The sequence below is a fragment of the Hymenobacter sp. HDW8 genome, from assembly GCF_011305775.1.
Taxonomy (GTDB): Bacteria; Bacteroidota; Bacteroidia; order Cytophagales; family Hymenobacteraceae; genus Hymenobacter; species Hymenobacter radiodurans.
Window position 1 is genome coordinate 4557306 of the sequence record NZ_CP049907.1, and the last position, 14659, is coordinate 4571964.

14 protein-coding genes are annotated in these 14659 nt (G+C 55.2%); 11 read left to right on the forward strand and 3 right to left on the reverse strand.

The window, feature by feature from the left end; genetic code table 11:
- The first annotated feature begins 26 nt into the window (after positions 1-26).
- The 11 genes from G7064_RS19360 (at position 27) to G7064_RS19410 (ending at position 11470) form a co-directional block, all read left to right on the forward strand.
- On the forward strand, positions 27-1499 hold the full coding sequence (locus tag G7064_RS19360) for an anthranilate synthase component I family protein (RefSeq protein WP_166074888.1): 1473 nt from the start codon (positions 27-29) through the stop codon (positions 1497-1499).
- Positions 1500-1562: 63 nt separating this feature from the next.
- Complete coding sequence (locus G7064_RS19365) at positions 1563-2135, forward strand: anthranilate synthase component II (protein WP_166074889.1); 573 nt, start codon at positions 1563-1565, stop codon at positions 2133-2135.
- A 77-nt stretch (positions 2136-2212) separates the two neighbouring features.
- Positions 2213-3202, forward strand: coding sequence for an anthranilate phosphoribosyltransferase (gene trpD / locus G7064_RS19370; protein ID WP_166074890.1), 990 nt, complete (start codon positions 2213-2215; stop codon positions 3200-3202).
- 90 nt (positions 3203-3292) lie between these two features.
- Positions 3293-4105, forward strand: coding sequence for an indole-3-glycerol phosphate synthase TrpC (gene trpC / locus G7064_RS19375; RefSeq protein ID WP_166074891.1), 813 nt, complete (start codon positions 3293-3295; stop codon positions 4103-4105).
- 22 nt (positions 4106-4127) lie between these two features.
- A complete protein-coding gene (locus G7064_RS19380; protein ID WP_166074892.1) occupies positions 4128-4811 on the forward strand; it encodes a phosphoribosylanthranilate isomerase in 684 nt (227 codons plus the stop codon).
- 127 nt (positions 4812-4938) lie between these two features.
- Positions 4939-6138 carry a tryptophan synthase subunit beta gene (gene trpB, locus G7064_RS19385; RefSeq protein WP_166074893.1) on the forward strand — a complete coding sequence of 400 codons (1200 nt, stop codon included), beginning with the start codon at positions 4939-4941 and terminating at the stop codon, positions 6136-6138.
- Between the two features lie 43 nt (positions 6139-6181).
- The gene (gene trpA / locus G7064_RS19390) at positions 6182-6964 is read left to right on the forward strand and encodes a tryptophan synthase subunit alpha (RefSeq protein ID WP_166074894.1); all 783 of its coding nucleotides are present in this window, start codon (positions 6182-6184) and stop codon (positions 6962-6964) included.
- A 33-nt stretch (positions 6965-6997) separates the two neighbouring features.
- On the forward strand, positions 6998-8011 hold the full coding sequence (locus G7064_RS19395; protein ID WP_166074895.1) for a bifunctional 3-deoxy-7-phosphoheptulonate synthase/chorismate mutase: 1014 nt from the start codon (positions 6998-7000) through the stop codon (positions 8009-8011).
- A gap of 33 nt (positions 8012-8044) precedes the next feature.
- Positions 8045-9346, forward strand: coding sequence for a helix-turn-helix domain-containing protein (locus tag G7064_RS19400; RefSeq protein WP_166074896.1), 1302 nt, complete (start codon positions 8045-8047; stop codon positions 9344-9346).
- A gap of 86 nt (positions 9347-9432) precedes the next feature.
- Positions 9433-10317, forward strand: coding sequence for a DoxX family protein (locus G7064_RS19405; RefSeq protein WP_166074897.1), 885 nt, complete (start codon positions 9433-9435; stop codon positions 10315-10317).
- 421 nt (positions 10318-10738) lie between these two features.
- A complete protein-coding gene (locus tag G7064_RS19410) occupies positions 10739-11470 on the forward strand; it encodes a phenylalanine-4-hydroxylase (RefSeq protein ID WP_133273314.1) in 732 nt (243 codons plus the stop codon).
- Between the two features lie 115 nt (positions 11471-11585).
- On the opposite strand, the gene G7064_RS19415 is transcribed toward G7064_RS19410, so the two are convergent.
- From G7064_RS19415 to G7064_RS19425, 3 genes are all read right to left on the reverse strand, one after another.
- Positions 11586-12446, reverse strand: coding sequence for a dienelactone hydrolase family protein (locus G7064_RS19415; protein ID WP_166074899.1), 861 nt, complete (start codon positions 12444-12446; stop codon positions 11586-11588).
- Between the two features lie 131 nt (positions 12447-12577).
- Positions 12578-13927 (reverse strand): ABC1 kinase family protein, encoded by a 1350-nt coding sequence (locus G7064_RS19420; protein ID WP_240935607.1) that lies wholly within the window; start codon positions 13925-13927, stop codon positions 12578-12580.
- An 11-nt stretch (positions 13928-13938) separates the two neighbouring features.
- A complete protein-coding gene (locus G7064_RS19425; RefSeq protein ID WP_166074901.1) occupies positions 13939-14583 on the reverse strand; it encodes a TetR/AcrR family transcriptional regulator in 645 nt (214 codons plus the stop codon).
- Between the last annotated feature and the right edge of the window lie 76 nt (positions 14584-14659).

A 14659-nucleotide genomic window follows, 5' to 3' on the forward strand; every position in this document is an offset into this window, starting at 1 on the left:
CACCGCCAAAAAGCCCCCCGCGTCCCATGAATAACTCGCCGCAACCTACTTACTCGCTCAAAACCCGCCACGTACGCCTGCTAGCCGATACCGTGACGCCGGTGGGTCTTTACCTGCGTCTGCGCGATCAGTATCCCAATTGCCTGCTGTTGGAAAGCTCCGACTATCACGGCCAGCAGAACGCATTCAGCTACTTAGCCTGCGACCCACTGGCGCGCTTTGAGCTAAGCCGCGGTAAGCTGACCCAAACCTTCCCGGACGGCACCACTACCACCGAAACGCTAGCGCAGCCCCGTCTCGCTCTCGACCGCCTGCGTGAGTTTGCCGGCCGCTTCCAAACGGAGAAAAGCGAGTTCGATTTCATTACTGGGGGGCTTTTTGGCTACATGGGCTATGAGGCAGTGCAGTATTTCGAAGACCTCACGCTGAACCCAGCTAAAGAATCTGCCGGCCAGATTCCGGACATTATCTACGGTACCTACCGCTACGTCATTGCCATCAACCACTTCCGCAATGAGCTGTACGTATTTGAGCACTCACCCGCCGATGAGCCTACCGACCACGACGGCCTTACGCGACTAGTGAACCTAGTGCGCAATCCGAGTTTGCCGGAGTTCGGTTTTGCGCCGGTAGGTGATGAGACCACCAACCTGACCGATGAGGAGTTCTTGGAGAAACTGGCCGCTGGCCAAAACCACTGCCGCAAAGGCGACGTGTTCCAGATTGTGTTGTCGCGCCGCTATTCGCAGGGTTTTGTGGGCGATGAGTTTAACGTGTACCGGGCCTTACGCTCCGTAAATCCGTCGCCGTATCTGTTTTATTTCGACTACGGCAACTTCAAAATCTTTGGCTCCTCGCCCGAAACTCAGTTGCTAATTAAAGGGCGCGCCGCCAGCCTGTTCCCAATTGCCGGCACTTTCCGCCGCACCGGCCACGATGCCGAAGATGCCGCCCTCGCCCAGAAATTAGCCGACGACCCCAAAGAAAACGCTGAGCACGTGATGCTAGTTGATCTGGCCCGCAACGACTTGGCTCGCCACGGCGACGAGGTGAAAGTGAAGGTCTTCCGCGAAATTCAGTATTACTCTCACGTCATTCACTTGGTGAGCGAAGTAACCGCCACGCTAGCTCCCTACGCCTCGCCGCTGCAAGTAGTAGCCGATACATTCCCGGCCGGCACGCTCTCCGGCGCCCCTAAGCACAGCGCCATGCAGCTCATAGATAAGCTCGAACCAACGGGTCGCGGCTACTACGGCGGCGCCCTCGGCTACTTAGGCTTCAACGGCGACTTCAACCACGCTATCATGATTCGCTCTTTTCTGAGTACTGGCAATCAGCTTCACTACCAAGCCGGTGCGGGCGTAGTAGCCGCTTCCGATATCAACTCCGAACTAAACGAAGTGCATCACAAGTTGGCTGCTTTGCGCAAAGCCTTGAAAATGGCCGAAGCAATAGGGGAGAAGCTGACCGCTACGCAAGCCACAACCGTTTCTAATTGAACTGAAAAAAACAGTAAGTGTCTGTCATGCTTGATATGGCGACCCTTAAATTTTCTGAGTACCATGAGCATTCTCGTTCTCGATAATTACGATTCCTTCACTTACAACCTCGTGCAGCTCCTGCGCGAGCTTGGCTACGGCGCGCAAACCACTGTTGTGCGCAACGATAAAATATCGTTGGAAGAAGTGGAGCAATACGATTCCATTCTGCTTTCGCCCGGCCCCGGCGTTCCTGCTGATGCTGGCCTCATGCCCGCCATCATCGAGCGGTTTGCGCCTACGAAACGGATGCTGGGCGTATGCCTTGGTCACCAAGGGATTGCCGAGGCTTTTGGGGGGCAATTGTATAACCTGCCCGCCGTGCTGCACGGCATTGCCACCGACGCCGATATCATCACTGGCGAGGACAGGTTATTCAAAAACCTGCCTACCAAATTTAAGGTAGGCCGCTACCATTCCTGGGTTGTAACTCCTGAGTCGATGCCGGTAGAACTTGAAATAACGGCCAGCGACGCTAATGGTCAGGTGCTAGCCCTGCGTCACCGTCAGTATGACGTGCGCGGCGTGCAGTTTCATCCCGAATCTATCCTGACCGAACACGGCCATGAAATGCTGAGAAACTGGCTTGTTGACTAAAAGCCCGTCATGCTTCGCATCGCTCTGCATGATATACCAACGAAACAGGTTAGTACAATCTCTATAAATCACCGATTTTGAAACAGATCCTCACCACCCTTTTTGACCAGCAAACCCTCACCCGTGAGGAAGCCCGCGAGGCTATGTTTCGCCTGGGTCAGGGAGGCGTTAATGCATCCGAAACGGCCGCTTTTATGACTGTGTATCGGATGCGGCCCATCACGGTGCCGGAATTGAGCGGCTTCCGCGATGCCCTGCTCGAACTCTGCCGCGACCCAGAACTAGGCACCTACGAAGTACTCGATATCGTGGGCACTGGCGGCGACGGCAAAGACACGCTCAATATCTCCACGCTGGCCTGTTTTGTCGCGGCCGGTGCGGGCTATAAGGTGGCTAAGCACGGCAACTTCGGTGTGTCGTCGGTGTGTGGCTCCTCCAATATTCTGGCTCACTTCGGCTACGATTTTGAGGCCCCATCCGACACCCTGCGGCGGCAGCTGGACGAGGCGAATATTTGCTTTCTGCACGCGGCAGCCTTTCACCCGGCCATGCGCCACGCCGGGCCCGTACGCCGCGAACTGGGCGTGCGCACTTTCTTTAATATTTTGGGCCCATTGGTAAATCCAGCGCGGCCAGCGGCCCAATTAGCGGGCGTGTTCAGCCTGGAATTGCTGCGCTTATATAACTACTTGTTTCAGCAAACCAGCACCCGCTATGCCGTCGTCCACGCTCTCGACGGCTACGATGAACTGTCGCTGACGGGCACCGCCAAAGTAGTGTCGGCGCGAGGCGAGCAGGTGGTAACCGCCGCCACGCTCGGCATGCCTACGTACACGGCTCTCGACTTGGCTGGGGGACAAACTGTAACCGAATCTGCTGCCTTGTTTCTGCAAGTGCTTGATAACGAAGGTACCTTAGCCCAGCGCGATGTCGTAACGGCAAATGCGGCGCTGGCTATTCAATGCGCTGATCCAGCATTATCGCTGCCCGCAGCTTTGGAGGTCGCCCGCGAATCGTTGGCGAGTGGGCGCGCTCGGGGGGCTTTTCGGCAGTTGTTAAACGTGTAGAGGCACGAATCTGCATTTCTACATCCTGCTCTACTTATTCATTTTCATCCTCACAGCCGACCAAACTCCGCGGCTTCTTGTTCTTAGCTCATGGCTACTATTCTTGATCAGATTATTCAACATAAGCGCGGCGAAGTAGCTGAGCGCCAAAGCTTGGTGCCGGTGAAGCTGCTGGAGCGCAGCTTGTACTTCAAAACTCAGCCATTATCGCTTCGCCACTACCTGTTGCGCGAAGACTTAAGCGGAATTATAGCTGAGTTTAAGCGCAAATCGCCTTCGAAGGGTTGGATAAATCCGCATGCGCCCGTAGAGCGCACTACCATTGGCTACATGCAGGCCGGCGCTTCGGCGCTGTCGGTGCTCACGGATAAAGAGTTTTTTGGGGGGCAAAATGAGGACTTGATAACGGCGCGCCGCTTCAATTTCTGCCCCATTCTGCGCAAAGATTTTGTGATAGATGAGTACCAGATTCTGGAAGCCAAAAGCATCGGTGCCGATGCCGTGCTGCTCATCGCGGCTGTGCTCACGCCCGCCGAAATAGCAAAGCTTGGTCGTTTCGCCCGCAGTCTAGGCATGGAAGTATTGTTGGAAGTGCACAATGCCGAAGAATTAGACCGCAGCCTCGACGCTGAAGCAGTGAACTTGGTAGGCGTCAACAACCGCAATCTGCACGACTTCAGCATGAGTCTGGAAACTTCCGCTGAGTTGGCTGAGCGCATCCCTGATGAATTTGTGAAAGTGTCGGAAAGCGGACTGAGCACCGCAGCCGCTATCCGCCAAGTGCGCGGCTACGGCTACCGCGGCTTCCTGCTGGGCGAGGCTTTCATGCGTCACAGCCGCCCCGAAAAAGCATGCGCCGCGCTGGTGCAGGAATTACGAGCTACCGAGCCGATTACGGCGTAAAACGCAGCGTCGATTCTATAACATGAAGCCTACTCTATATATAAAGGTGTGCGGAATGCGCGAGGCGAATAGCTTGGCGGCCGTGGCAGCGCTGCAACCGAATTTTCTGGGCTTCATATTTTATCCCAAATCCAGCCGCTATGTAGGGCAGGAGCTAAGCGCGGCCAGCTTAGAAAATTTGCCCCCCAACATCAAAAAAGTGGGCGTATTCGTGAATGAAGCGACTGAAGTTATCAGGCAGCGAGTGCAGGAGTTCGAGCTAAACGCCGTGCAGCTTCACGGCGACGAAACGCCTGCTCAATGTCAAGTGCTACGATCACCAGATTTGCTAGTAATCAAAGCGTTTGCACTGGGGGGCAATTTTGACTTCGACACGCTATTGCCCTACGTCCCGCACTGCGATTATTTCCTGTTTGACACCAAAGGCGAGCAGCCCGGCGGCAACGGCCTCGTCTTCGATTGGCAACTTCTGCGCGACTACTCTTTGACAGTCCCATATTTCCTCGCCGGTGGCCTCGACCTGACGCACGCCGAAACACTGCGGAACCTCCAGCTGCCCGGCTTGTTTGCCGTAGACCTAAACAGTCGGTTTGAAATTTCTCCAGGTATGAAAGACTCGGCTCGCTTACAACAGATGTTTCAGCAGCTTCGGGGCGCGGCCGTTGCCGAACTAATAGACACTAAGCACAAGAATGTGTCATGCTGAGCTTGCCGAAGCATCTCTCCCGCTTCGTTGATTTTACCATTGCGGGAGAGATGCTTCGGTAAGCTCAGCATGACACCGTTTTAACTAACTAATTCCAAAACCAGCATCCCAACCCTTCACCTTCGATATGGCTACTACTTCCGCTTTCCAACCCAATGCCCGTGGTTACTACGGTGAGTTCGGGGGAGCATTTATTCCCGAAATGCTCTACCCAAACGTGGAAGAATTGCGCGAGCAATACCTCACCATCCTCGCCGACCCCGACTTTCAGCGCGATTACCAGCAACTTCTGCGCGACTTCGTGGGCCGGCCCACGCCATTGTTTGAAGCCAAGCGACTGTCGGCTCGCTATGGTACCCGCATCTTCTTGAAGCGTGAAGACTTATGTCACACGGGCGCCCATAAGGTCAACAATACAGTAGGTCAAATTCTGCTGGCGCAACGCTTAGGTAAGACGCGCATCATTGCCGAAACTGGCGCCGGTCAGCACGGCGTGGCCACGGCAACAGTTTGCGCCCTGATGGGGATGGAGTGCATTGTGTACATGGGCAAAACCGACACTGAACGCCAGCGCCCCAACGTGGAGCGTATGCGCCTGCTCGGCGCCGAAGTTCGCCCTGTAACTAGTGGTAGCCAAACCCTGAAAGATGCCACCAACGAGGCCATCCGCGACTGGATTAGCAACCCCGTTGACACGCACTACATTATTGGTTCGGTAGTAGGCCCGCATCCGTACCCCGACTTGGTAGCGCGTTTGCAAGCTATTATAAGTGAAGAGATTAGAAAACAACTGCTCGAAAAAGTAGGCCGCGAACTGCCCGACTATGTGGTGGCTTGCGTGGGCGGCGGCTCCAACGCAGCGGGGGCTTTTTATCATTTCTTGGACGAGCCTTCCGTGAAGCTGATTGCAGTGGAAGCGGCTGGTAAGGGTATTAGCTCGGGTCATTCCGCGGCGACCTCAGTGCTGGGAAAGCCAGGTATTATTCACGGCTCGCGCACCTTGCTTATGCAGGACGAAGACGGCCAGATTACGGAGCCGTACTCTTTATCAGCGGGCCTCGATTATCCGGGTATTGGGCCGCTGCACGCCTTCCTTGGTGCATCGGGTCGGGCACGATTTATCTCGATTGAAGACGAGCCGGCTTTGCGGGCGGTAGCCGAGCTGAGTCGTTTGGAGGGCATTATTCCAGCCCTTGAAACGGCGCACGCGCTAGCAGCTTTACCCGAAATAGGGGCGGGCCCTGATGATATTGTGGTGCTGAACCTCTCGGGCCGCGGCGACAAAGACTTGGATACTTACCTGAAATACGCGGAGCAAATGCACTAATGTGGTTGCCGACTACTTACTGCACGAACTCACTAATTGATCGATGAATAACCGTATTCAACAAGCGTTTGCCGCCAAAAAAGGTAAACTGCTCAACATTTACTTCACCGCCGGCTACCCTACACTCGACGCTACGGTACCGCTGATTCAAACTCTTTCCGGTGCCGGCGCCGACCTGATCGAAATTGGGATGCCCTTTTCTGATCCGCTGGCCGATGGTCCCGTGATTCAGCAAAGCAGTACCGCCGCGCTGGCCAACGGTATGAATATGCGCGTGCTGTTCAAGCAGCTTCACGGTATCCGCCAAACGGTGCCCAACACGCCGCTGCTGCTCATGGGTTACCTGAATCCGGTGATGCAGTTTGGAGTGGAGAACTTCTGCCGCCAAGCCGCCGAAGCTGGCGTTGATGGCATTATTCTGCCTGATTTGCCGCTGGATGACTACGTAGCTGAGTATCAGGAAATATTCCGGCGCTATAACCTGCGCCCCGTGTTCCTTATCACGCCGCAAACCAGCGAGAGCCGTATCCGCCGCATCGACGAGCTGACCGATTCTTTCCTGTACCTAGTATCTGGTCCCGGCACTACTGGGGGGCAAAATACCCAAAGTGAAGGTGTGCAGGAAGCGTATTTCGAGCGTATCGCGGCCATGAATCTGCGCAATCCGCGTCTCATCGGGTTCGGTATCGGCGACAAAACCAGCTTCGACCGCGCGTGCTCTTATGCCGATGGCGCTATCATCGGCTCCGCCTTCATTCGGGCCCTCGAAGGTGCCGACGATGCGCCTGCCGCCGCCAAGGCTTTCGTTTCCTCAGTGCTGAATTAAGCACTCCAACACCTTTCTCAGCACCAGCAATCCATGCTCATCCAACTCGAAAAAGATATTGCCGCGAATACCAAAGCGGATATTATAAATCAGATAAAAGCCCTGAAGTATAAGGTTACGGAGGTGACGACCCAGCGCGCCCATTACTTGGTGGGCATCGGCAAGGCAGAAGTCGACTTGCGCGCTATTGGCCAGCTGCCCGGAATTCGGGATATTCATCAGGTATCGGACGATTACCAGCTGGTGTCGCGCAAGTGGCGCGTGCGGCCCACCGTACTCGACTTAGGCGACGGTGTATTTATCGGTGAAGGTTCGCTGAGTCTGGTAGCTGGGCCGTGCAGTATTGAGAGCGAAGAGCAGATGGAGAAAGTCATGCAGCACCTGCTCGATAACAACATGCGGCTGATGCGGGGAGGCGTTTTTAAGCCGCGCTCCTCCCCATATTCCTTCCGTGGATTAGGGATGGAAGGCCTAAAACAATTTCACCAAATGGCCCGCGAACGGGGCATCAAAGTGGTGACGGAGGTAATGCAGGTGTCGCAGGTGGAGGAGATGCACGACTACGTGGATGTGTTCCAAGTTGGTGCTCGTAACACCCAGAATTTCAACCTGCTCGACGCGCTAGGGGGAGTCGATAAGCCCGTGCTCATCAAGCGTGGTATTTCGGGAACAATTGAAGAGTTATTATCCTCGGCTGAATATGTGTTTTCAGGTGGTAATGAGAAGTTGATTCTTTGCGAACGAGGTATCAGGACTTTCGAAACCGCGTCGCGCAATACCTTGGATTTGAATGCGGTGCCCATTCTGAAGGAGAAAACGCACCTGCCCGTCGTGGTTGACCCCTCGCACGGTATCGGTATCCGCGACTACGTAGCGCCAATGGCACTTGCCGCCGTCATGGCCGGCGCTGATGGTATTCTCTACGAAGCCCACGAAAAGCCCGAAGAAGCAGCTTCTGATGGACAGCAAACGTTGAATTTTGATGAATCGAGCCGGCTTATTCAAAACCTGCGCCGGGTGTACGAGTTACGGAAGGAATTAGTGTAATGTCGTAACGGGCTGGTTGTGTAGATTTAGCGCATGTTCTTCGAATTCAGTCCTTATAGCTCGTTACTGCTGCCCTTCTTTGTGCAGGGCGTGGTGTTTATAGGGATATTGTTGGTACGTGGGTGGCAGCGCGGCTTAGCTTCCGATTGGTGGCTGGCTCTACTATTACTGCTCAACACGCTTCCCCTTACGCAGTGGATGCTGGGCTTCGCAGGTTGGTACGACTCCCACGATGCCCACTCCACCTTCATGTTTTATTTCCCCTTTAGTCACTGGCTGGCTTTGGGGCCTACCTTTTACTTCTATTTTCGAAGTCTTACCAACCAAGACTTTCGATTTGGTAAGGCCGAAAAGCTACACTTTCTGCCTGCGGCGGTGTACTTAGGCTGGCGGCTCATGGTATTTGGCCATGATGTTGTGTGGCAGCATTGGAGCCTGGGAGAGCCTTTTACTGAGCACTTTGGTACAAAAGGCAATCTCGCCAATGTGAGCGAAGTCTTAGATGGCACAGTAGAATTGCTGGGCTACCTATCGGTATTTGCGTACGGCTGGCTCACGCTTCGTGACTACCAGCGTTACCGCCGTTACCTCGACGATAATTACTCTAACACAGGTCCTATCAGCTTCCAATGGCTGCGCAATCTGATGGTAGCGGTGTTGGTGGGCCTGCTAGTTTCCTTTTTCTTCGGCTTGGTGAATAAAGTGCTAACGCCGCTGTCCTACATCCAGGTGTGGTATTCATTTCTGGCAACCGGACTACTAATTTATTACTTGGGTATTGCTGGATTGCTGGCTCCTTACCAGCCAGCGCCAGCCCTACATTTTCAGCCCACCAGTACGGAGGACGTTCAAGCGACCACAAGTACCGTCGCGGATAGGATAAGCATTGAAGCGCTCGAACCAGCAGGCCTAGAAAGCAAATTCGAAAAAAAACCCCAGGCGTCGGCTCCAGTTGCTGAGTTAGTCACCGCAGAGGTCGCGCCCGACCCAGACCTGACGCGGTGGGCCACTAAGCTCTCCCGTCACATGGAAACTGAGCGACCGTATTTGGCACCCGAACTTACCTTGAGTGAATTGGCTAGTCAGCTTCGTACCAATACTTCGCTGCTCTCGCGCGTCATCAATACGTATTTCGGGCAAAACTTCAATGACTATATCAACAGGTATCGCATTGCTGAAGCAGAGCGCAAGCTGCAAGACCCGCGCTTCCAGCACTATACCTTACTGGCGGTGGCGCTGGAATCGGGCTTCAACTCCAAGTCAACCTTCAACCGAGTTTTCAAAAAGCTGAAATCGGCGACGCCAAGTGAGGTGGCAGCTAGGCTCAATCCATAAGTTGGGACGTCCCAAGCCATGATGCGGGGCGTATGGGAGTAGAGTGGGGGGCAATTTTGGGTCGTTCAATCACTTACTCAACGACCATGAAAAAGCTTCTCTTTTCCGCCAGCCCGCTGGGCTCCCGCCTCGCCGACGTTGCCTGGCTGCTCCTGCGTTTACACATTGGGTTGTCCATCGCCGTTGGGGCCGGTTGGGCAAAGCTCGTCAGCATGACCACCGCCACTGAGGCGGCTAAGCTGGCAGGTGGGCAGGCCGCGCTGGGGCCACCCGATTGGTTTGTGCAGCAAGTGGCTACTCTGGGTTTTACGTTTCCATCACCCTATATGTGGGCGTGGCTGGCTACCTGGGGAGAGTTTGCAGGCGGCCTGCTGATTGCCTTTGGGCTGCTCACGCGCTGGAGCGCGGTCCAACTGGCCTTTCAGTTTTTCGTCATCGCTTTTTTGTGGTACGAAACGCCCGAACCCGTGCTGGGTATGTATTATCAGCAACTCCTGTTCTGGTGCTTTGTGCTTGTAACCGTAGTAGGTGGCGGGCGCTATTCGCTTGATTATGTGCTCACTCAGCATAGGAGCCGGCTCAGCGAATTGGTGCCAACGCGGCGGGTAGCTACGGCAACCGCTGCACTGGTGCTATTCCTCACTACAGCTTGCTTGGCTGGTGGCAGCTTAAAGTCCGACCTTTTGATTGAGCCCGGCAAGCAGTTCGCGCTGGGAGGCGGGCAGCCGGGCGCCTTTCGGGTAGTGGCTCGCAACACTGGAACCGTATCTGTGGAAATAAAGGAGCGGCCTCTCGGGGGTGGTATTTTTGGCAAGGCTACGTTAGCCCCTGGGCAGCGCGCCATACTACGGTTTTTGCCGGGCTCCACCGCGCTCCTCCTCAATCCGTCCGACAAGAAAGCTCGCCTCGACCTGCACGTTACCGGCGATACCAACCTGAGCATGGGCTATGAAGTAAATGGTAAGCTTTAAGCAATTTTAAGGTGACGCAGCTAATAGTACGCGTCGCAATGAAGCTACGTGCTAATCAGCTTGCTTCGGTATGGGAGTGTTTAGAAGTCCTGCCGAACGCAAAGGTTTACGTAAAATACATCGGCTACTTCTGGCTGTTTGGACAAAAATGCCCCCGATAACTATTTTCAGAAATTTGGTATCTATCTGAAAATAAGTTGGCTAGTGGCGTACAACTTATTATTCTGATTTTCTATATTTGTTCCATGTTACTGCAATCCGCCAAATGCATTATGCTAACCGTCAATCGCCCCAATGGAGGCGGAGTCGAGCTGCATGGCCGGAAAGGAAGGTAAGTAACCACTTCCAACCCCGAAAACCACAAGCCCGACTCCGTCAAGAGCCGGGCTTTTTTTATGACCTAATAATTCTACCTAGCGCTATGTTCGAACAAGCCCACGACCAGTACACCACGCAGGATCAACTCGTTTGGAAAGTGTTATTCGACCGCCAGACGGCTCTGCTGCATAAGCGGGCGGCGCAAGCATTTGGAGCTGGCCTCGCGCGCCTCGACTTCCAGCGCACCATTATCCCGCACTTTGATGCGGTAAGTGAGCAGCTGCAGCGCTACACCAACTGGGAGCTGGTGCCTGTGCCCGAAGCAGTGGATGATGCTACGTTTTTTGCGTTGTTGGCAGAGCGTAAGTTTCCGGCCGTCACGCGGTTGCGGGCAATGGAGCAGTTCGACTTTGTGAAGACACCCGATTTGTTTCACGACGTATTTGGGCACGCGCCCTTGCTCACCGACTCCGCCTTCGCCGATTTTCTGCACTTCCTAGGCATCGTAGGTCGGCAGCACCGCCACGATGTGGCTGCTTTGGTGCGACTACGGCGGTTGTATGGCTTTACCGTCCAGTTTGGGCTAGTGCAGGAAGGCGGACAGCCGCGCATTTATGGAGCCGGTTTGCTATCCTCAGCCGGCGAGATTCACCACTGCGTGCACGATGAAACCGTCCGCCATGCGTTTGAGCTTTCGACAGTGCTCGACACGCCCTATTCCGAGGAACGCTTTCAGGAGCAATACTTTGTGCTCAACTCTTGGGAGCAGCTCACGGCTAGCGTTGCGGAAATGGCCGCCTTGCTTGCGGATAGTTGGCAACTGAAGCCGGCGTAACCCGACTCTCAGCTTTCGCCGGAAAGCTGGTTGACACGCTTATGCCTCTTCCCACCACAGCTTACACAAAAAAGCCCCCCAGAAATGAATTTGGGGGGCTTTTTTGCATATTAAATCAAGACTTCAGTTTGAAGTTCTTGCGCGGATAGGCCACGGCGGCGGTGTGGGCATCAGCGGCAAACTTTTGGTTGTATTTGGGATTAGATGGGTTGGCAAACGCGTGGTCGGCGGCGTAGCTCTTGATGGTCACCTTCTTCTTGGCAGCCGCCATATCCTTCTGAAATTGTGCTACTACTTCCGGATTGATCCACTTGTCTTCGCTGGCGAAAATGCCTAACACGTCAGTGTTCAGGGTTTTGAGCTTGGCCACGTCCTTTTCGGGCATGCCATAATACATCACGCAACCCACGGCTTTGGGCCCCGCGAGCAACGCCGTTTGTAGGGACCAGCCACCCCCAAAGCACCAGCCTACAGAAGCAAACTGAGCATCCTGACCGGCGTACTGCATGGCGCCCCGGATGATATTCTGGGCACGGTCCGTCTTTACGGCTTGCATGTACTTGCCGGCTTCATCGGGCGTGGTGGCCACCTGGCCATCGTATAGGTCGAGCGCGATGATGTTGACACCGGGCAACTCACGGGCGAAAGCAGCGGCTTCCTTCTTGATGTAGTCGTTCAGGCCCCACCACTCATGAATCACGAACAGATACTTTTTGGACGGCGTAGCGCTCTTGATTTCGAAACCCTGACCAGTTTGGCCATCGGCAGTTTTGAATTTGACCATCGTGCCTTCGCCCTCATAAGAGTAGGGCAGCGGCGCATCGTGACCACCCGAGAAGTCAGTGTTGGAGGCTAGCATGGCGAATGTTTCGGTGGCTACGGCCGGCTTGGCGCAGCAGCTCAGCGCCGTGGTTTGGGCCGAAGCCGCGGTAGCCACGCTGAGCAGCGCGGCGCAAAGAGTCCAAAGTTTTTTCATGGAAATAGAGGGGAAAAAGAAAGTGCGTCCTGAGCTAGCGCCAACTCATGTTGCTACACGAATCGATGCCAGTTCAGGACGCATTAACCGGAAGCCCCAACTATAGTTTTGGTGGAAGCACCACCGCGGGTTTATTGCGTGCGAATGTGCGCTCCCAATTCAGTGAGCAGCGCATACAGGCCCACGTAGGTCCTGTTGAGATAAATAAAATGCTCAGAGCCGCGGGGCTCGCGCTGTTGGCGCAGCTCCGGTTCCTGCATCAAATCATCACCCAACGCATACAACGACGCCATATAAGCAGGGTCGCCAAAGTCGAAGGTAGGCTCCCGGAAAGGCCGCCCAACTAGCTCCAGCGACGCGCGCAACGTGCGCACATACAGGGCGCGGCGCTCGGCGGTATCAGTGGCGCGCAGAATGCCGGTTTCGTCGAGCAGGGCGGCAAGACGGGCTTCATCGGCCAACGTTTCGGGAGCCAGCAGCGCATTGAAAAGCCGATGCACATCGGCCGGAATTTCCTTTACGCAGCCGAAGTCCAGCACGCCCACGGTGCCGCCGTTGTCGGCGCGTAGCAGAAAGTTGCCGGGGTGCGGATCAGCGTGGACTTTCAGCAGCGTATTGAGTTGAAACATATAAAAGTCCCACAGTGCCTGCCCTAGTTGGTTGCGGATTTCCTGACTGGGGTTCGTGGTCAGAAACTCCTTCAAATGCTGGCCTGGCAGCCAATCCATCGTCAGGACGCGGGCCGAGGATAGCTCAGAATAGTAGCGAGCAAACTCCAGATGAGGCAGTTGCGCGCAGCTGGCGGCTATTTCAGTACCGCGCAGTAGCTCCAGTTTGTAGTCGGTTTCTTCGAGCAGGCGCGTTTCTACTTCCTCTAAGTAAGGCCGGACCTGCGCCTCATCGAGGCCCATCACGCGCAGGGCAATGGGCTTCACCAGACGAATATCCGAGCGGATGCTGTCGGCCACGCCGGGGTACTGCACTTTCACTGCCAGGGGGCTTTTTTCGTCTCGTGATAGGGCGTAGTGCACTTGGCCGATGCTAGCCGCTTGCCGAGCATTTACATCGAATTCCGCAAACAGCTCAAAGGGTGACTTGCCAAACGCATCCCGGAAAGTCTTGATAATCAAGGGAGCCGAAATCGGGGGCGTTTGATACTGGGCTTGGGCAAACTGGTCGGCGTAGGCGGGGGGCAAAAACTTCTTTTCCAGCGCCAGCATCTGAGCCACTTTTAGCACCGAGCCTTTCATCTCGCTCAGCGTGCCGTACAGCTCCGCAGCGTTGGCGGCGTGCAAGTCGGCCTCGCTGCTGGTAGCGCCCACCGAACGGCGCGCGTAGTGCTTCACATAATTGGCGCCCACTTTCAGTCCCGACTTGGCAAAACGAGCCGCCCGCGCCACTTTGGTAGTGGGCAGCGAATCAAGCTGACGGCCGGGCACGCTCTCATCCGCCAGCGAGGGGCTGGGGGGTAAATTGTCCACAGATTCAGCCATTAGCGACGCCGATGCAACAGAAAACGAGTCAGATCGAGGGCGGAGTCGAAGGAGTTGCGGCCCACTAGGTCGAAGCTGAGTGTAACCGCTTTCTCCACGGCCGCGTCGGTACGCTCGAAGTTCAGACTTTCGTCCTTGGCAAAGAAGGTGAGCACAAATAGCGCCTGCGTCCAGAACAGGCGTGGGTAGCTATCCTGCACCAAGCGCCGGGGGGCAATTTCTTCGGTCCGGCGGCCTTCGCGCAATAAATCAGCAATGAACATCTCGAACTCGGTCCGGAAATCGTCGAGCACACGGGGCGTGATGCCCGGTACGCGCGGCATCGAGCGGCGTAGCGCCATGAGCGCGTAGCTGCGGTTTTGCTTCAGGATTTCGAGCAGGGTATAGTAGAAGGATAGCAGCTTTTCGCGAGCACCGTACTCCTGCCAGACGGGCTCCAAAGCCGCTTTTTCGCGCGCCTGCCGGCCAAAGTCAGCCCACAGCTCCCGGTCGATAGCCTCAAAGTTCGGGTAGTGGCGGTAGAAGTCTTCCTCCGGGATATTCAGCTTGCTGGTAAGCTTGAACACCGACGCTGGAGGCTTATTTTTATCCAGCACGTAAGTCAGGTAAGCCTGCTTGATGCGGTCCTTTTCCGTATTTTCCATAGTACTGATACAACAGCAAGAAGCCCGGTAAAGTTGAGCCGTGAGCAGCAGTGTGGCCACGTAAAAAGTCGTGGGC